Genomic DNA, 16,593 nt, shown 5'->3' on the forward strand with positions numbered 1-16,593 from the left:
TTCACGCAACCGCCTCAATGACAGGATAGGTTCCACGACAAAGCCCTCGCAGCAATACGAGGGCTTTGTTGTTTCTACCGCTTTAAAACCCGGGTCTTAGTGACCCGCGCTCTGACCACCATCGACGTGCAGGATTTCGCCAGTGACAAATTTGGCGCCGTCCAGGTACACGACTGCCTGTGCAATGTCATCGATCTCGCCCATGTGCCCGACCGGGTGCAGGGCGCCCAGTGCGGCGTGGGTTTCTTCGCCGTGCATCGGGGTCTTGATGATGCCTGGCGATACCGCATTCACCCGAATGCCGCGCTTGGCGTACTCGATGGCCAGGGATTTGGTCGCCGCGTTCAGGCCGCCTTTGGTCAGCGACGCCAGTACCGATGGCACGCCGTCGATGGCGTGGTCCACCAGGCTGGTGGTGATGTTGACGACGTGGCCGCTGCCGTTTTTCTCCATCTCGGCGATGGCCAGTTGGGTGATGTAGAAGAAGCCATTGAGGTTCACCGACAGCACGTTGGCGTAGTCTTCTGCGGTGTACGCGGTGAACGGCTTGGCGATGAAGATGCCGGCGTTGTTGACCAGCGTATCGATACGGCCAAAACGTGCGATCGCTTCACGGATGACGCGCTGTGCGGTGGCCGGTTCGCCGATGTCGCCGGCCACGGTGAGGATGTCCGGATCGGTCGATGGCTTGATCGAACGCGAAGTGGCGACGATCCGGTAACCGAGTTCACGGAAGGCCTTGACCATGCCGTCGCCGAGACCTTGGGATGCGCCAGTGATGACAACGACTTTTTTCGAATTGCTCATGATGAACCTCTACTGATAAATGATGATTTGAAAAAGTAAGTAATCAGGCTTCGGCGGAGGCCGACGCCATTTGTCTCAACATCTGTTCGTAGTACTCGACCGATTGCGAACCGGACACCAGATGACGGTCGTTCAACACCAGGGCCGGGACCGAATTGATGCCGCGCTGCTGGTAAAAAGCCTCAAGTTCACGCACCTCGGCGGCATACGCACCAGACGCCAACACCTCGCTCGCCTGTTCCCGGTCCAACCCGGCTTCTGCCGCCAACCGCGCCAGCGTCTGCTGATCACTCGGGTTCTGGCCTTCGCTGAAGTAAGCGCGAAGCAGGATCTTCTTCAGCGCCACCTGACGCCCTTGCTCCAATGCCCAAAGCAACAAGCGGTGAGCGTCGAAGGTGTTGTAGAAGTGGGTGCGCTTCTCCAGGTCGAACTTGAAGCCGATGGCATTGCCGCGTTCGATCTGCATCGCTTTGCCATTGGCGACGTCCTGGGCGGTACGACCGTATTTGCGCATCAGGTGCTCGACGGCTTTTTCGCCTTCGGCCGGCATGCTCGGGTTCAGCTCGAAAGGCTTGTAGGTCAGCTCGACCGAAACCTCACCCGCCACGTTCTCGATGGCTTGCTCCAGCGCCGTCGCCCCCAATGCGCACCATGGGCACACCACGTCGGAGACGAAATCGATGGTCACCGACGGCGTCATGACTGCCCCTCTTGCGCCAGTTGCTTGCGGTACTGAGTGGTGGTGACCCCGGCGTAACCCCAGTTATCGGTGTCGACTTCCTCGATCACGATGTGGGTCAGGTCTGGACGCTTGTTGAGGACACGTTCCAGTGTTTCAGTGATTTGCGCGATCACCTGAGCTTTCTGCTCAGTGGTCACGCCATCGCGGGTGATGCGCACGCTTACGAAAGGCATTGAGGAATCTCCAGTGACCTTCCCGTCGGGATGATGGGAGAGGCGTTGGAGCTCAATGTATGGCGTTCGCTGGAGGGGATAAAGGTGGGGATGGGAACATCATTAATTACGCGGTGTAACTATTGTGGCGTGAAAAAAGCCCCGAACCAGTCGTCGAACCAGTCGGGGCTTTTCTTTGCGCTCAGCCTTGCATCAGGCCTCGGTACCGCAATCGACCATCAGAAAATGTTGATCGGGTAATCCACGAACACGCGCACTTCGTTACCGCTGACGTTGTACTCGCTCGACTTCTGCGAAACACGCAGGACAGAGCTGCGCAGTTTCACGCTCAGGTCTTTGGCCGGGCCGCTTTGCACGACGTACTTGAACTGGTTGTAGATTTCGCGCTCGGTGCCGCCAGTGCTGGTGGAGGTGGTGATGTTGTCACCGCGCACGTAGGCGAAGTTGTAGGTCAGGCCAGGAACACCGAAGGCGCTGAAGTCCAGGCCGTAGCCCAGTTGCCAACTGCGTTCGTCTTCGGCGTTGAAATCGGACCAGTAGGAGTTGGACAGGTAGATGGTGTTGCCACCATCGCCGACGCGACCTTGATCCTTCTGGTAGCCGCCGTAGGCGTAGCCCAGGTTGCTGTCACCCGTGCTGCGCTGGTAGCCGAGGATGAACGAGTGTGGGCCGGTGGCGTAGGTCGCCGCCAGGCTCCAGATCTTGTTGTCGTCGCCGGTGAGGTTGTTGTCGCGTACGTAAGAATCGTCCAGCTTGGTGCGGTAGCCGTTGAAGTCCAGGGTCAGGGACTGATCCTTGTCGATCGGGAACACGTAGTTGGCATTCACGTATTGTTTCTTCAGTACGTCTTCGACGTCGGAAGCGTACAGCGCTGCCTTGAATTGCTCGGTGAACTGGTAGCTGCCGCCCAACACATTGATCGACTTCAGGCCACCGCTGTCACGGCCTTCAGCGCTTTTGCGCGATTCGGCGGTGAAGTGACCGGCGTTCAGTTCCAGACCTTTGATCTCCTTGGAGGTGATCAGGGTGCCGGTGTAGCTTTCCGGCAACAGGCGCGAGTTGTCGTGGCTCAATACCGGCAGGACCGGCATCTGGTCGCCGTAGGTCAGCGTGGTGCTGGAGAGACGGAATTTGACGGCTGCGCCGCCCTTGGACAGGTCGTTAGCCGGTTGGCCGCTGTCACCTTTTTTGAAAAAGTCGATGCCTTGGGCGCCGCTGCGGTCTTCACTGCGCTCCAGGTTGAGTGCGTACAAACCGAAAGCATCCACACCCACGCCCACGGTGCCCTGGGTGAAGCCGGACGAGAATGTACCGATGGCCGCTTGGCCCCACTCGGATTTATCCGGGTTGCCGTCTTTGTAGTCACGGTTAATGTAGGCGTTGCGCAGCAGTACTTTGAGGCTGCTGTCCTCAACAAAACCCTTGGATTCGGCCTGGTCGTTAGCCATGGCCTGTGAAGTGCTCAAAATCCCCAGAGCGATCAGGCTGATTCGCTTGTTCAACATATTGTTTTCCTTATTACGGGTAGGTACGCGCTGTGTCGAACGGCTGAAATGGCACTTTTGCGCTCTTTTTTCATTTCGCAAACAAAAAAGCCCGCCCACGATGACTCGCGGCGGGCCTTTTTATTATTTTGGATTATGGCTGTCAGCCACAGGCGTTGGGCCGAATCGTAGCTGCGGCCTTAATGGTGTGTCAATTTGGTGAATCGTCTGTAATTAGGCAAAAATCGTCTAAGAAATGACTTTACTTGGCAGAAAACATCAAATGACACAGCCATCGATTCCGCGGAAGGCACTTTTGCCGGCAGCGCCTGACGCAAGCGAGGTGAATGTCCTGCGGCTTGCTTTCCACGCGATGGGCCGAGGTCGATGAGGGTGCTTCGGACATAAAAAAACGCTGCCATACCGGCAGCGTTTTTCGTTGATCAATCCGTTGTTTTTCTACTTATCCTTCCATCACATCCCGCAACGCATCCAGCTCAGCCTCGCTGAACAAGCCAGCGGGGTAACGCTCGATTATCATCCGGCGCGGATCACTGTCTGCGATCTGACGCGTCCCATTGGACTTGAACCAGTGCGCCAGGATCTGGAGCGATTCGCTGGTTACTGCCAGGGGATGCAACGCCCGCTCGCTCACCACATTCACTTCGGCGTTCATTTCTGCGCTCTCTCCTGGTTTGTGAGCGGCCTGACTTTATCCAAGGTTTATGACAGAACAACTAAGTTCTCCCCCTCCCTGCATTGCACCATCACAGATACAAGAGCTATGCCAATGTGTGCAGGCAGCCGACAAGCGGATACAAAAAAACCCGCAGTCCTGAAGGGCTGCGGGCTTGCCGTGAAGCTGGGCGCGAACACGTTTGCCGGAGCGAATTTGCAATCAACTCAAGCTGTTACAACTGCACTCATTCTTTGTGCGGCGCTGGCTGTTGTTGGGTAAGGCAGTGGATGTTACCGCCGCCCAGTAACAGTTCGCGGCCTGGCACCATCACCACTTCGTGCTGTGGGAACAGGCTCTGCAAGATCTCTTTTGCCGGAGCATCCAGCGGGTCGTCGAAGCTTGGAGCGATGATGCCGCCGTTGACGATCAGGAAGTTCACGTAGGAACCGGCCAGACGAACGCTTGGGTTGCGCTCTTGCGTGCCGTCCACCGGATCGACACCCGCGCACTCTTCCTCGGTCGCATACAGCGGTCCCGGAATCGGCATTTTGTGCACCGTGAAAGGGCGCCCCTTGGCATCTGTGCTACTTTGCAGCACGTTCATCGCAGCCTGACAACGCGGGTAGTTCGGGTCCTGCGGATCATCGGTCCAGGCCAACAACACTTCGCCCGGACGCACGTAACAGCAGAAGTTATCCACATGACCGTCGGTTTCGTCGTTGAACAGACCGTCCGGCAGCCAGATAATTTTATCCACAGCCAAATGCGCGCTGAGCACCGCTTCGATCTCTGCACGGTTCAGGTGCGGATTTCGATTGCGATTGAGCAGGCATTCTTCGGTGGTGATCAACGTGCCCTCGCCATCGACATGGATCGAACCGCCTTCAAGCACGAAGCCTTCAGTGCGATAGCGCGGGCTGCGCTCGATCTCGAGGATCTTGCCACCCACCTGCGAGTCGCGGTTCCACGGCGAATACAGGCCACCGTCAAAGCCACCCCACGCATTGAAATCCCAGTTCACGCCACGGACTTCGCCGTTGTCGTTGATGACGAACGTCGGGCCGGTATCCCGGACCCAGGCGTCGTCGCTGGACATCTCCACTACGCGGATATTCGGCACGTCCAGGCGGGCACGGGCGTTTTCGTACTGGCCGGCGGAAACGGCCACGGTGACCGGTTCAAAACGGGCGATGGCCTTGGCCACCGCCACGTGCGCGGCTTGCGCCGGTTTGCCGCCCAGGCGCCAGTTGTCCGGGCGCTCGGGCCAGATCATCCAGGTCTGGGTTTGTGGTGCCCACTCGGCCGGCATGTAGAAGCCGTCTGCGCGAGGGGTGCTGTTCAAAGTCGTCATGGCAGTCAGGACTCCAGGGATCCGTCGAGGGTTTTGATAGCACCATACAGGTTAGGGCGGCGGTCGCGGAAGGAGCCCCACGCGCTGCGTGTATGTTCGAGTTTTTCGAGGTCGAAGGTATGAACCAGAATGCCTTCTTCGGTTTCGTTGAGTTCCTGCACCTTCTCGCCGAACTGGTTGGCGATGAACGACGAACCATAAAAGGTAATGTCGTAACCGTCCTGTTCTTCGTTGCCGATGCGGTTACTGGCGATCAGCGGCATCAGGTTTGCGCCGGCGTGCCCCTGCTGTACGCGTTGCCAGTGATCGCGGGACGAAATGGTCTTGTCGTGGGGCTCGCTGCCGATGGCGGTCGGGTAGAACAGAATTTCCGCGCCTTGCAGCGCCATGCTGCGCGCAGCCTCGGGGAACCACTGGTCCCAGCAGATGCCCACGCCGATTTTCGCGTAACGGGTGTTCCAGACCTTGAAGCCGGTATCGCCCGGGTTGAAGTAGTACTTCTCGTGGTAACCAGGACCGTCCGGGATGTGGCTTTTACGATAAATCCCGAGGTTGCTGCCGTCGGCGTCGATGATCGCGATGCTGTTGAACCGCGCGCGTCCCGCCAATTCGTAGAAGCTGATCGGCAGCACCACTTGCAGTTCCCTGGCGACTTTCTGGAAATGCTTGATGGCGACGTTGTCTTCGACCGTCGTGGCCAGTTGCAGGTAATCCGGATTCGGCTTCTGGCAGAAGTACGGCGCCTCGAACAGTTCCTGGATCAGGATGATCTGCGCGCCTTTGGCGGCGGCTTCACGGACCAGCCGTTCAGCGACTTCGATATTGCCTTCAAGGTCCCAGGAACAGGCCATCTGAGTGGCGGCGACGGTAACGTTACGGCTCATGAATCATCTCCGGGCAAGTGCGTGACGGTCGGGCATGGTTTATCCACGCCCTGGCATTGGCGACTTTATAGCCGATAAAAATCGGCTTTAAAAGCGACAAATATGCCTTACGTCTAAAAATACGCACTTAAACCCGATAACAATCGAATTATCACCACCCCTCCTGTGGGAGCGAGCTTGCTCGCGATGAGGTCGTGTCAGTCAAAGATTTCTTGACCGAAAGACCGCTATCGCGAGCAGGCTCGCTCCCACAAGGGCGGTATTTACAGGTCTTCCGAGAGCACCTTCGAGAGCATGTCGACAAAGAAATCCACGCTGCGGCGCGAGGTGACCATCGGCGGTTTGATTTTGAGGACGTTCAGGAAATCGCCCGTCGGCTGCATGAAGATCCCCAATTCGCGCAAACGATCGCACAACGCGGTGGTTTCCTCGGTCGCCGGTTCCAGGGTTTCGCGGTTGCGGATCAATTCCACGCCCAGGTAGAACCCGGAACCGTGCACCGCACCCACCAGCGGATGAATATCGATCAGCGCTTCCAGGCGCTCCTTGAAATATCCGCCAACGACCTGAGCGTTTTCCCAGAGCTTCTCCTCTTCCATCACATCCAGCACCGCCATGCCGACCTGGCAGCTCACCGGGCTGCCGCCGGCGGACGAGAAGAAATACCCCTCGGCTTCCAGTGCTTCGGCGATTTCCCGGCGGGTGATCACCGCCCCCAGAGGCTGACCGTTGCCCATGCCTTTGGCCATGGTGATGATGTCCGGCACCACGCCCTGCTCTTCGAAGCCCCAGAAGAAATGCCCCATGCGCCCGTAGCCGACTTGCACTTCGTCGGCGATGCACACGCCGCCCTGGGCACGAACCATGGCATAGACCTGCTTCAGGTACCCCGGCGGCAGCGAGATACCGCCGGCATTGCCGTACACCGGCTCGCAGATGAAGCCGGCCAGTTGGCGTTTTTGCTCGGCGATTTTCGCCAGGTTGTGTTCGACGCTGCGCACATAGTCCGGCGCACTGTCCGGGCCACGGAACTCGCCGCGATAGGTATTCGGTGCCGTCACCGGGTGCACCCAGTCCGGACGACTGCTCAAGGCTTTCGGGTTGTCGGCAATCGAGGTCGAGACCGCATCGGCGCCCACCGTCCAGCCGTGATAGGCCTCCAGCACGCTGAGCATGTCGCGGCCGCCGCTGTAGGCCCACGCCAGGCGGATCGCCAGGTCATTGGCCTCGCTGCCGCTGTTGACCAGGAACACGCGGTCCATGGAGTCCGGCGCCAGCTTCAACAAACGCTCGGAAAACTCGGCGACTGCCGCGTAGTTGAACCGCGAGTTGGTATTGAGCAACGACCACTGGCGACTGGCGACCGCTGCCATGCGCGGATGGCCGTGCCCCAGCACCGCGACGTTGTTGAGCATGTCGAGGTAGGAGCGGCCCTGCATGTCGATCAGGTGGTTGCGCCAGCCGCGTTCGATGCGCGGCGGGTCGACGTAGTAGTGTTTTTGCGTGCGGGCGAAACTGGCGTCGCGACGGGCCAGCAGGGTGTGCGCGTCGAGTTCGGCTTCAGCATCGCAGGCCAGCCCCAGCAGTGCCGCCGGTGACGGGCACAAGGCTTGCCAGGCGGCCGCACGTGAAGGTGTGCAGAACAACGGTGCCGTCAACGATGCACCACGGGCCAGTTGCACGATCAGCGGCCCGCTGACCGTACCCAGCACCTGTCCTTTGACCAGCGCCGCCCCGGTATGCAGTGACGGTGTGACGCCCCGGAGCCGCACGCTCAGTTGCGGGCCGTCGAGTTGCAACACCCCAGGCGACGGCTGATGAATGACGCCGGCAAACGGCGATTCGACCGCCGTGCCGTGGGGTACGCGCAATTCGACGTGCAACGGGCAGGTGTCCGGTTCGATGGCGCTGTCCGGTCGGGTGCGGGACAAGCGGTATTGCCCGTAACGACTGGCCGCCAGGCCGTGGGCGGCGGCCGCTTCGTCCAGCAACCGCTGATCCACGCCCTCCTGCTCCCAGTTACCGGCGTCGAAATGCGGGCTGAGCACACCCAGATCGATCAAGGCAAACTCGCGACCGACCAGGCTTGGCAGCAACGGCGCGAAGCCTTCGCTGCCAATTTCCGGCAGGTTCTGGCCCACCGATGTCAGGATCGCCGCTTCCATCAAGGCCAATGGCACCGACGTGGCGACGCGGAAAATTTCCCACTCGTGAGTCAGGTTGTCGCGACTGTAATCGTTGCCCGGATCGATGCTGACTTGCTGCTCACCACTGAGCACCAACACCGCCGCACGAGCGACGATCAGCGGCCACAACGCCAGCAGTTCTTCATGGGTCAGCGGATTGACCGCGTGGTAGGCCTGCACCGCCGGCAAAATGCAGAACGGGTCGCCGTCGGCGTGATGCAGCAACGCCGCGCAGGTCACCGACAGGTCGGTGATGCGCCAGGTGCGGATCAAATCACCGAAATCGATCACGCCCTGCAGTTGCCAGTGGCGTTGCGCATCGCGCTGCCACACCACGTTATCGTCGGTGATGTCCATATGGATGGCCTGCACCGGCAGCTTGTCCACCAGTGGCTGCAAATGGCGCTCGGCCTGCTCCGCCGCTTCGGCGATCAACTGGCGCTGAGTGTCGTCCTGGATCACCGGCAACAAATGCGCGATCAATGCCTGAGCATGGCGAGCGTCCCACTGCAGGGTGCGCTCCAGCCCCGGATGATCGAAAGCCGCCAGTGCCAGGTCCATCTCGCCGCACAAGCGACCGAAACCGGCCACCACCGTGCGATTGAAATGGTCCAGATGGGTCAGGGACTGGCCTTCGATATAGTCCAGCAAGCGCACGTGTACCGCTTGGCCACCGACTTCCAGCGTCAGCAGGTCCGTACCATTCTTCGCGGGAATCACCCGCGGTACGTGCACGTGCGGGTGTTCGCCCAGATGTTTGAGTCCGGCGTGCTGGGCTTGCAGTTCCAGCGCCGAATAGTCGCCCCGGCAGATTTTCAGGACGAAACGGCCCTGGTCGCTGTCGACGCGGTAGTTCAGATCCTGCTGGCTGCCAAGGGCCTGCAACCGTCCGCCGAGCCCGTAATGCTCCTGCAACAGCTCAAGCGCTTGCACCGCAGAGACTTGCGGACTGGGCAAACTGGCGCGATGAATCAACGTGGCGAGCGGCATACAACGACCCCTGAAATATTATTAGGCGCCTATATCGCCACTGCTTGGGGCGATACGCAACCCCCTTCACCCGTCTGACGACGGGCCGGCCGGGTAAACGGAAAAAGAAAAATGACGCGCCACTCGTCTTCAACAAGACTCTACGCAAGAATGTCGACCATCTGCGCCCAGCACTGGAGAAACACCATGAATGTAGTCACCACCGACCTGCCCGGTGTTCTGATCATCGAACCCAAGGTGTTTGGTGACGAGCGGGGGTTCTTTTACGAAAGCTTCAACGCAAAGGCTTTCGAAGAAGCGACCGGCCTGAACACACCGTTCGTTCAGGACAATCACTCGCGCTCGCAAAAAGGCGTGCTTCGTGGCCTGCATTACCAACTGCAAAACACGCAAGGCAAGCTGGTTCGAGTCACGGCCGGTGAAGTGCTCGACGTCGCCGTGGACATCCGCCGCAGCTCGCCGCATTTCGGAAAATGGGTCGCGGTGCGTCTGTCCGCCGCCAATAATCGCCAGCTCTGGATTCCTGAAGGCTTTGCCCATGGCTTCGTGGTGTTGAGCGAGTTCGCCGAGTTCCTCTACAAGACCACCGACTACTACAACCCGCCGTCCGAGCGCTGCATTCGTTGGGATGACCCGGACCTGGCCATCGACTGGCAACTGGACGCCGCACCGCAACTGTCGGCCAAGGATAAGGTCGGGGTATTGCTCAAGGACGCCGAAGTATTTGCCTGAAACCCGGGCTGAAGCTTCACCGCGCAGACTGCGCCCGCAAGCCTAGGCATAATGCGCCTGTACCCACAGGCGCTCGATGCTTATGACCCCGACCCTCCCCCGCAGACCTCGCTGGCGCAGCCTGGCGCTGCTCGCCTTGTGCCTGGCGCCGTTGTTGTGGCCGCTGGAGCATCTGGCCGAGCGCTATTACCGCAGCGAGCTGGCCAGCCAGAACCGGCAGACCCTCGATCTCTATGTCGCCAACCTGCTGGGCACCCTGCATCGCTATGAGGTACTGCCGCAGATCCTCGGCGATCTGCCGGCCCTGCGCGCCGTGCTCGGTGCACCGGACGACGGCGTCACCCAAGGCAATGCCAACCGTCTGCTGAAGAACATCAGCGCCCAGACCGGGGCCGAAGTCATGTACCTGATGGACACCACAGGCAAAACCCTGGCCGCGTCCAACTGGGACAAGCACGACAGCTTCGTCGGCCGTAACTTTGCCTTCCGCCCGTACTTCAGCGAAGCCATGGCCGGCCGGCTCGGGCGCTTTTTCGGGCTGGGCACCACGTCCGCCAAACGCGGCTACTTCTTCGCCGCGGCGGTGCGTGAGGGCGAGAAAATCATCGGCGTACTGGTGGTGAAGGTTGACCTCGACCACACCGAAAGCCTGTGGGGCAAAACCCCGGAACAGCTGCTGCTGACCGACCATAACGGCGTCGTCATCATCACCTCGCGACCGGAATGGCGCTTTCGCGCGACCCGTCCGCTGAACGATGAAGAGAGCAAGGCGATCACCGCGATCCAGCCTTATCCGACGCGCGAGCCCAAGCCCTTGAATCTCAACCCCAACGCCTGGCTGACCCAGACCCAGTCGATCGCGGAAACCGGCTGGGACGTCAGCATCCTCGCGCCGCGCACCCTGATTGACCGCCCGGTGCGCACGGTCGTCGCCATCGGTGGCGCGACGCTGTTGGTGCTGATGCTGTTGCTCGGCCTGATGATGCAGCGCCGCCGCCATTACCTCGACCGAATCGCATTCGAAGCCAAGGCCCGACGCGAACTGGAAGCCCGGGTCGCCGAGCGCACCAGCGATCTGGAAGGCCTCAACCGTCGACTCAAACAGGAAGTGCTGGAGCGCGAACAGGCCCAGCAGGAACTGGTGCGCGCCCAGGACGATCTGGTGCAGGCCGGCAAACTGTCGGCGCTGGGCACGATGTCGGCGAGCATCAGCCACGAACTCAACCAACCGCTGGCCGCGATTCGAAGCTACGCGGAAAACGCTGAAGTTCTGCTCGATCACCAGCGCACCGACGATGCGCGGGGCAACCTCAAGCTGATCAGCGAATTGACCGGGCGCATGGCCTCGATCATCGCGCACCTGCGCGCTTTTGCCCGCCGTGATCGCCACGCCCCGGAAAGCGTCGCCCTGCAACCGGCGCTGGACGATGCCCTGGCGTTGCTGGCCAAGCGTCGGCGCAGCATGGAGGTCGAACTGATCCGCGATTTGCCCGCCGCCACCCTGTGGGTCGAGGCCGGGGAAACCCGCCTGCGCCAGGTGCTCGGCAATCTGCTGGCCAACGCCTTGGACGCCCTGACGGAAAAAGGCCCGCCGCGCAAACTCTGGCTAAGTGCCCAATCCACCGCTGACGGCGTCCACCTGTACATTCGCGACAACGGCCCCGGCTTTTGCATGGAAGCCCTTGGTCGCGCCAGCGAGCCCTTCTATACCACCAAGACCCGCACCCAGGGCCTGGGGTTGGGGCTGGCGATCTGCGAAACCCTGATGCGCGCCTTTGGCGGTGAACTGTCGTTCGCCAACCACAAGGAAGGTGGCGCATTGATTACCCTGAAGCTGCGCGCAGGCGCACCGGGTGTGAGCCTGCAACCGTCCGAGGACCGAAGTGCATGACCATCGACAACCGCATCCAGGTCGTGTTGATCGACGACGATCCCCACCTGCGCCAGGCCTTGAGCCAGACGCTGGATCTGGCCGGCCTGAAAATCCTGCCGCTGGCCGAAGCCAAGGGTCTGGCCGCACAGCTGGAACGCGACTGGCCGGGCGTTGTGGTCAGCGATATCCGCATGCCGGGCATGGACGGCCTGGAACTGCTGACTGAACTCCACGCCCAGGACCCGGAGTTGCCGGTGCTGCTGATTACCGGTCACGGTGACGTGCCACTGGCGGTGCAAGCCATGCGCGCCGGCGCCTACGACTTCCTGGAAAAACCTTTCGCCAGCGACGCCCTGCTCGACAGTGTGCGCCGCGCCCTGGCCTTGCGCCGACTGGTGCTGGACAACCGCAGCCTGCGTCTGGCCCTGAGCGATCGCAATGAATTGACCACCCGCCTGGTCGGGCAGTCGCCCTCGATCCTGCGCCTGCGCGAACAAATCGGGGCCCTGGCAGCGACCAAAGCCGACGTACTGATCCTTGGCGAAACCGGGGCGGGTAAGGAAGTGGTCGCGCGGGCGTTGCATGACCTGTCCAATCGCCGTAGCGGTCCGTTCGTGGCGATCAACGCCGGCGCACTGGCCGAATCGGTGGTCGAAAGCGAGCTGTTCGGTCACGAGCCGGGCGCCTTCACGGGGGCGCAGAAGCGTCGCATCGGCAAGTTCGAATTCGCCAACGGCGGCACGCTGTTCCTCGATGAAATCGAGAGCATGAGCCTGGATGTGCAGGTGAAATTGCTGCGTTTGCTGCAAGAACGGGTGGTCGAACGCCTGGGTGGCAATCAACTGATCCCGCTGGACATCCGTATCATCGCCGCCACCAAGGAAGACCTGCGCCAGTCCGCCGATCAAGGGCGTTTTCGCGCCGACTTGTATTACCGACTGAACGTCGCACCGCTGCGTATTCCGCCCCTGCGCGAGCGCGGCGAAGATGCCTTGATGCTGTTCCAGCATTTTGCCGATGAAGCCAGCGCCCGCCATGGCTTGCCGCCCCACGAGCTGCAACCCGGGCAACGCGCGCAGCTGTTGCGTCACACCTGGCCCGGCAACGTGCGCGAACTGCAAAACGCCGCCGAACGCTTCGCCCTCGGCCTGGAGCTGGCGCTGGACAACTCAGAGCTGCAAGATACGGCCGGGGCGCCGCCGGCGCTGGTCAGTGGTGGCCTGAGCGAACAAGTGGAAAACTTCGAAAAAACTCTGATCGCCGCCGAACTGGCGCGCTCGCACAGTTCGCTGCGCAGCGTCGCCGAAGCCTTGGGCATTCCACGCAAGACCTTGCACGACAAGCTGCGCAAGCACGGCCTGAGCTTCGCCGACAGCGGCGTCTCCAGCCACACCGACGAACTCGATTGACCCACTGTCAAATCATCCACTTCAAACATGAGGCCCCGCATGAACCGCGACAGTCGTTACCTGGAAACCGTCCTCCATCACGACATCCCCCTCACGCGGGACATGGGCCTCAAAGTGCTCGACTGGCACGATCAGCAGCTGCGCTTGTATTTGCCGCTGGACGCCAACGTCAACCACAAGAGCACCATGTTCGGCGGCAGCCTGTATTGCGGCGCGGTACTGGCCGGCTGGGGCTGGCTGCATTTGCGCCTGAAAGAAGAAGGGATTGAAGACGGGCACATCGTGATTCAGGAAGGGCAGATCTGCTACCCGCTGCCTGTGACCGGCGATGCGAACGCCATTTGCCAGGCGCCGAGTGCAGCGGTGTGGAAGAAATTCCTGACCATGTACCAGCGTTACGGCCGAGCGCGTTTAACACTGCATACCCGGGTCGTGAATGCGGGAAGCGAGGAAGATGCCGTGACGTTCACCGGGCAGTACGTGCTGCACCGCTGAACGTGAGGACAATGCAAAACCCTGTGGCGAGGGAGCATGCTCCCTCGCCACAGATCTCATAAAACGTCAGGAGCGGGCCAGCTCCAGCAATTTCTCCCGCCACGCCGCCTTCGCCGGCAGTGCCAAAAAGAACTCATTCAACAACGATTCCCGGGCCGGATAGCTGAAAGGCACACCGCTGAGCTCCAGCACCTCACCACCTGCCCCTTCCAGCACGCCTTGCGCGGCCGCCGTGTCCCACTGCGAGGTGGGTGCCAGGCGCGGATAACAATCCGCCACCCCTTCGGCCAACAGGCAAAACTTCAATGAACTGCCGATATTGGCCAGTTCCAACTCACCCAGACTGGCGCTCAACCCGGCCAGCAAACGTTCTTGCTCAGGGCTGGAATGGCGACGGCTGGCGACTACTGTGAACGGCGCACCCGCCGGCGGCACTTCGCGAACCTGAATCGGCAGCGGCGCTGCGCCCCTGTCACCACGCCACGCGCCCAACCCGGCACCGCCTACGTAAAAGCGACCATTGGTCGGCATCGACACCACACCAAACACCACGCGCCCTTGCTCGATCAGGGCGATGTTGACAGTGAACTCTTCACTGCCGGAAATGAACTCTTTGGTCCCGTCCAGCGGATCGACCAGCCACCAGCGCTGCCACCCGGCGCGCACGCTCCGGGGGATGTTGGCGTCCTCTTCGGACAGCACCGGGATGCTCGGATCGAGTGCCGTCAGGCCGGCCAGAATCAAGTGATGGGCCGCCAGATCGGCAGCGGTCACCGGAGAGTCGTCGGCCTTGGTCGTCACCGCCGTGCCTGTGCGCCAGAACGGCAGGATCGCTTCGCCCGCCTGCAACGCCAGTTCGACCACCGGCGCCATCAATGGATGAGGGAAATTCATGGCAGGAACACTCCGCGTTGAGTCAGTAAGTCACGGGCCAGGTAGAGCGCCGCCAAGGCTCGCCCCTCAGTGAACTGTGGGTTCTGCACCAGGGCGGACAGCTCGCGCAGGTTGACCTTGCTCTGGCCCATCGGCTCCGGCTCGTCACCCTCCAGACGTTCTTCATAGAGGTCCGTGGCCAGCACCACCTGGATTTTCTGGCTCATGTAACCAGGCGACAACGACAACTCGGTCAGATGCTCCAATTGCCGCGCACCAAAACCAGCCTCCTCCTTGAGCTCCCGCTCGGCCGCCGCCAGCACGTCTTCACCCGGCTCGATCAAGCCTTTGGGCAGCGACAGTTCGTAGGCATCGGTGCCGCCGCAATACTCTTCGACCAGCACCGCATGCTCGGCGTCGAGCATCGCCACGACCATCACCGCGCCATACCCGGCGCCCTTGCCGACCAATCGCTCATAAGTGCGCTCCACGCCGTTGGAAAAGCGCAACTTCAGTTCTTCGACACAGAACAAACGGCTGGTGGCGACGATCTCGCGGGCGAGGACGGTGGGTTTCTGGCGCATGAGCGGCTCCTGGACAATAGCGGGTTACTATACCCGGCCTATCCTGATTGTTGTCTTCGGATACCTTTTTTACCGCTGGAGAAGTTTTTTATGCCCCTGCTGCCCTGGCACGACATCGACACCGTTCTGCTGGACATGGACGGCACGCTGCTGGATCTGCACTTCGACAACCATTTCTGGCTGGAGCACCTGCCCCAGCGTTATGCCGACCTGCATGGGGTCAGCCGGGCCATGGCCGAGCTGGAACTGCAACCGCTGTTCGAACGCAATGCCGGTCTGTTGCAGTGGTACTGCCTGGATTTCTGGAGTGCCGAACTCAAGCTGCCAGTGCGCGAATTGAAACTGGAAACCGCGCACCTGATCGCCCTGCGCCCGGATGCGGACACCTTCCTGGCGGCGATCAAACGGGCGGGTAAACGCGTGGTGCTGATCACCAATGCCCACCGCGACTCCCTGTCATTGAAGCTGGAAAAAATCGAACTGGCGCCCTACTTCGAACGCTTGATCAGCTCCCACGACTACGGTTTCCCCAAGGAAAACCCGCAGTTCTGGGAGGCGTTGCAGGCAGACATCGACTTCGACCCGGCACGCAGCCTGTTCATCGACGACACCCTGCCGATCCTGCGCAGTGCCCGGGAGTTCGGTGTGGCGCATTTGCTGGCGGTGAAAGAGCCGGACAGCCGAAAGGGGCCGAAGGACACGGTAGAGTTTGCGGCGGTGGAGGATTATCGGTCGCTCATCGAAGGCCTCTGAGACCGAGGCGCCTGCATCGCGGGCAAGCCACGCTCCCACAGGATTGCGTAAAACCTGTGGGAGCGCGGCTTGCCCGCGGTGGCCATCACACTGGCTAAAGCCTTACTCGGGAATCCGCAACGACTGCCCCGGATAGATCTTGTTCACATCCTTGAGCATCGGCTTGTTGGCTTCGAAGATTTTGTTGTACAGGTTGGCATTGCCGTACACGCGCAGGGAAATGGCGCTCAGCGTGTCACCCTTCTCGACCACGACAAACTTGGCGGCCACGACGACGGGACCGGTCACAGTAATCTGGTCATCCACGCTACCGACACCGGCAATATTGCCTACGGCCAGCACGATCTTCTCTTTCTCTTCCTGACTCGCCACTTCACCGGTCACGGTGACCTTGTCGCCATCGACTGTCGCGTGCACGTTGGGATTACCCAGGCCAACTTTGCTGATGTGTTCCTTCAACTGCTCACTGGCATTGGCGTTGCCAGGCGTCAGTAAATCCAGCAGTTTCTCGCCTGCTTCTTTAACAAAGCTCAAAAGACTCATGGTGCACTCTCCTTGGGGTTCGGGTTCCAGACGCA

Annotated in this window: 16 protein-coding genes; 5 read left to right on the forward strand and 11 right to left on the reverse strand. The window is 60.8% G+C overall.

What is annotated here, in order from left to right; genetic code table 11:
• Positions 1–96: 96 nt before the first annotated feature.
• The 8 genes from ACX3YF_RS06025 to ACX3YF_RS06060 all read right to left on the reverse strand — a co-directional run bounded on the left by ACX3YF_RS06025 (position 97) and on the right by ACX3YF_RS06060 (position 9,296).
• Positions 97–807 carry an SDR family NAD(P)-dependent oxidoreductase gene (locus ACX3YF_RS06025; RefSeq protein WP_130208476.1) on the reverse strand — a complete coding sequence of 237 codons (711 nt, stop codon included), beginning with the start codon at positions 805–807 and terminating at the stop codon, positions 97–99.
• A gap of 43 nt (positions 808–850) precedes the next feature.
• Positions 851–1,507: a DsbA family oxidoreductase gene (locus ACX3YF_RS06030; RefSeq protein WP_458973538.1), complete on the reverse strand. Its 657-nt coding sequence runs from the start codon at positions 1,505–1,507 to the stop codon at positions 851–853.
• Entirely contained in the window at positions 1,504–1,722 is a 219-nt protein-coding gene (locus tag ACX3YF_RS06035) for a tautomerase family protein (protein WP_454837661.1), read from the reverse strand. Before ACX3YF_RS06035 ends, ACX3YF_RS06030 begins: the two co-directional genes overlap by 4 nt.
• A 218-nt stretch (positions 1,723–1,940) precedes the next feature.
• A complete protein-coding gene (locus tag ACX3YF_RS06040; protein WP_130208472.1) occupies positions 1,941–3,227 on the reverse strand; it encodes an OprD family porin in 1,287 nt (428 codons plus the stop codon).
• 442 nt (positions 3,228–3,669) lie between these two features.
• Positions 3,670–3,882: a hypothetical protein gene (locus tag ACX3YF_RS06045; protein WP_130208470.1), complete on the reverse strand. Its 213-nt coding sequence runs from the start codon at positions 3,880–3,882 to the stop codon at positions 3,670–3,672.
• 247 nt (positions 3,883–4,129) lie between these two features.
• The gene (gene aguA / locus ACX3YF_RS06050) at positions 4,130–5,236 is read right to left on the reverse strand and encodes an agmatine deiminase (protein WP_130208468.1); all 1,107 of its coding nucleotides are present in this window, start codon (positions 5,234–5,236) and stop codon (positions 4,130–4,132) included.
• Between the two features lie 5 nt (positions 5,237–5,241).
• The gene (aguB, locus tag ACX3YF_RS06055) at positions 5,242–6,120 is read right to left on the reverse strand and encodes an N-carbamoylputrescine amidase (RefSeq protein WP_090465808.1); all 879 of its coding nucleotides are present in this window, start codon (positions 6,118–6,120) and stop codon (positions 5,242–5,244) included.
• A gap of 263 nt (positions 6,121–6,383) precedes the next feature.
• The gene (locus tag ACX3YF_RS06060; protein ID WP_458973539.1) at positions 6,384–9,296 is read right to left on the reverse strand and encodes an aminotransferase; all 2,913 of its coding nucleotides are present in this window, start codon (positions 9,294–9,296) and stop codon (positions 6,384–6,386) included.
• 186 nt (positions 9,297–9,482) lie between these two features.
• On the opposite strand from ACX3YF_RS06060, the gene rfbC reads away from it, so the two are divergent.
• The 4 genes from rfbC to ACX3YF_RS06080 all read left to right on the forward strand — a co-directional run bounded on the left by rfbC (position 9,483) and on the right by ACX3YF_RS06080 (position 13,805).
• Complete coding sequence (gene rfbC, locus ACX3YF_RS06065) at positions 9,483–10,028, forward strand: dTDP-4-dehydrorhamnose 3,5-epimerase (RefSeq protein ID WP_130208464.1); 546 nt, start codon at positions 9,483–9,485, stop codon at positions 10,026–10,028.
• Between the two features lie 82 nt (positions 10,029–10,110).
• Positions 10,111–11,919: a sensor histidine kinase gene (locus tag ACX3YF_RS06070; RefSeq protein WP_448645573.1), complete on the forward strand. Its 1,809-nt coding sequence runs from the start codon at positions 10,111–10,113 to the stop codon at positions 11,917–11,919.
• Complete coding sequence (locus tag ACX3YF_RS06075; RefSeq protein WP_130208460.1) at positions 11,916–13,310, forward strand: sigma-54-dependent transcriptional regulator; 1,395 nt, start codon at positions 11,916–11,918, stop codon at positions 13,308–13,310. The genes ACX3YF_RS06070 and ACX3YF_RS06075 overlap by 4 nt, the downstream gene beginning before the upstream one ends.
• A 39-nt stretch (positions 13,311–13,349) precedes the next feature.
• Entirely contained in the window at positions 13,350–13,805 is a 456-nt protein-coding gene (locus tag ACX3YF_RS06080) for a YiiD C-terminal domain-containing protein (protein ID WP_458973540.1), read from the forward strand.
• Between the two features lie 66 nt (positions 13,806–13,871).
• Here the strand turns inward: ACX3YF_RS06080 and cysQ are convergent, their stop codons facing one another.
• Both cysQ and nudE read right to left on the reverse strand, forming a co-directional pair.
• Positions 13,872–14,699 (reverse strand): 3'(2'),5'-bisphosphate nucleotidase CysQ, encoded by an 828-nt coding sequence (gene cysQ, locus ACX3YF_RS06085; protein ID WP_130208458.1) that lies wholly within the window; start codon positions 14,697–14,699, stop codon positions 13,872–13,874.
• Positions 14,696–15,262 (reverse strand): ADP compounds hydrolase NudE, encoded by a 567-nt coding sequence (nudE, locus tag ACX3YF_RS06090; protein WP_130208456.1) that lies wholly within the window; start codon positions 15,260–15,262, stop codon positions 14,696–14,698. Before nudE ends, cysQ begins: the two co-directional genes overlap by 4 nt.
• Positions 15,263–15,352: 90 nt before the next feature.
• Between nudE and yrfG the strand changes: the two genes are divergently transcribed.
• On the forward strand, positions 15,353–16,015 hold the full coding sequence (gene yrfG, locus ACX3YF_RS06095) for a GMP/IMP nucleotidase (protein WP_130208454.1): 663 nt from the start codon (positions 15,353–15,355) through the stop codon (positions 16,013–16,015).
• Between the two features lie 102 nt (positions 16,016–16,117).
• On the opposite strand, the gene lysM is transcribed toward yrfG, so the two are convergent.
• Entirely contained in the window at positions 16,118–16,558 is a 441-nt protein-coding gene (gene lysM, locus ACX3YF_RS06100) for a peptidoglycan-binding protein LysM (protein ID WP_130208452.1), read from the reverse strand.
• Positions 16,559–16,593: the final 35 nt, after the last annotated feature.

It is taken from the genome of Pseudomonas fluorescens group sp. PF-69 (assembly GCF_054481235.1).

Excerpts from the sequence above, each read along its gene's own strand:
- ACX3YF_RS06025 (WP_130208476.1), bottom strand. The coding sequence starts at position 807 with ATGAGCAATTCGAAAAAAGTCGTTGTCATCACTGGCGCATCCCAAGGT.
- ACX3YF_RS06030 (WP_458973538.1), bottom strand. The coding sequence starts at position 1,507 with ATGACGCCGTCGGTGACCATCGATTTCGTCTCCGACGTGGTGTGCCCA.
- ACX3YF_RS06035 (WP_454837661.1), bottom strand. The coding sequence starts at position 1,722 with ATGCCTTTCGTAAGCGTGCGCATCACCCGCGATGGCGTGACCACTGAG.
- ACX3YF_RS06040 (WP_130208472.1), bottom strand. The coding sequence starts at position 3,227 with ATGTTGAACAAGCGAATCAGCCTGATCGCTCTGGGGATTTTGAGCACT.
- ACX3YF_RS06045 (WP_130208470.1), bottom strand. The coding sequence starts at position 3,882 with ATGAACGCCGAAGTGAATGTGGTGAGCGAGCGGGCGTTGCATCCCCTG.
- aguA (WP_130208468.1), bottom strand. The coding sequence starts at position 5,236 with ATGACGACTTTGAACAGCACCCCTCGCGCAGACGGCTTCTACATGCCG.
- aguB (WP_090465808.1), bottom strand. The coding sequence starts at position 6,120 with ATGAGCCGTAACGTTACCGTCGCCGCCACTCAGATGGCCTGTTCCTGG.
- ACX3YF_RS06060 (WP_458973539.1), bottom strand. The coding sequence starts at position 9,296 with ATGCCGCTCGCCACGTTGATTCATCGCGCCAGTTTGCCCAGTCCGCAA.
- rfbC (WP_130208464.1), top strand. The coding sequence starts at position 9,483 with ATGAATGTAGTCACCACCGACCTGCCCGGTGTTCTGATCATCGAACCC.
- ACX3YF_RS06070 (WP_448645573.1), top strand. The coding sequence starts at position 10,111 with ATGACCCCGACCCTCCCCCGCAGACCTCGCTGGCGCAGCCTGGCGCTG.
- ACX3YF_RS06075 (WP_130208460.1), top strand. The coding sequence starts at position 11,916 with ATGACCATCGACAACCGCATCCAGGTCGTGTTGATCGACGACGATCCC.
- ACX3YF_RS06080 (WP_458973540.1), top strand. The coding sequence starts at position 13,350 with ATGAACCGCGACAGTCGTTACCTGGAAACCGTCCTCCATCACGACATC.
- cysQ (WP_130208458.1), bottom strand. The coding sequence starts at position 14,699 with ATGAATTTCCCTCATCCATTGATGGCGCCGGTGGTCGAACTGGCGTTG.
- nudE (WP_130208456.1), bottom strand. The coding sequence starts at position 15,262 with ATGCGCCAGAAACCCACCGTCCTCGCCCGCGAGATCGTCGCCACCAGC.
- yrfG (WP_130208454.1), top strand. The coding sequence starts at position 15,353 with ATGCCCCTGCTGCCCTGGCACGACATCGACACCGTTCTGCTGGACATG.
- lysM (WP_130208452.1), bottom strand. The coding sequence starts at position 16,558 with ATGAGTCTTTTGAGCTTTGTTAAAGAAGCAGGCGAGAAACTGCTGGAT.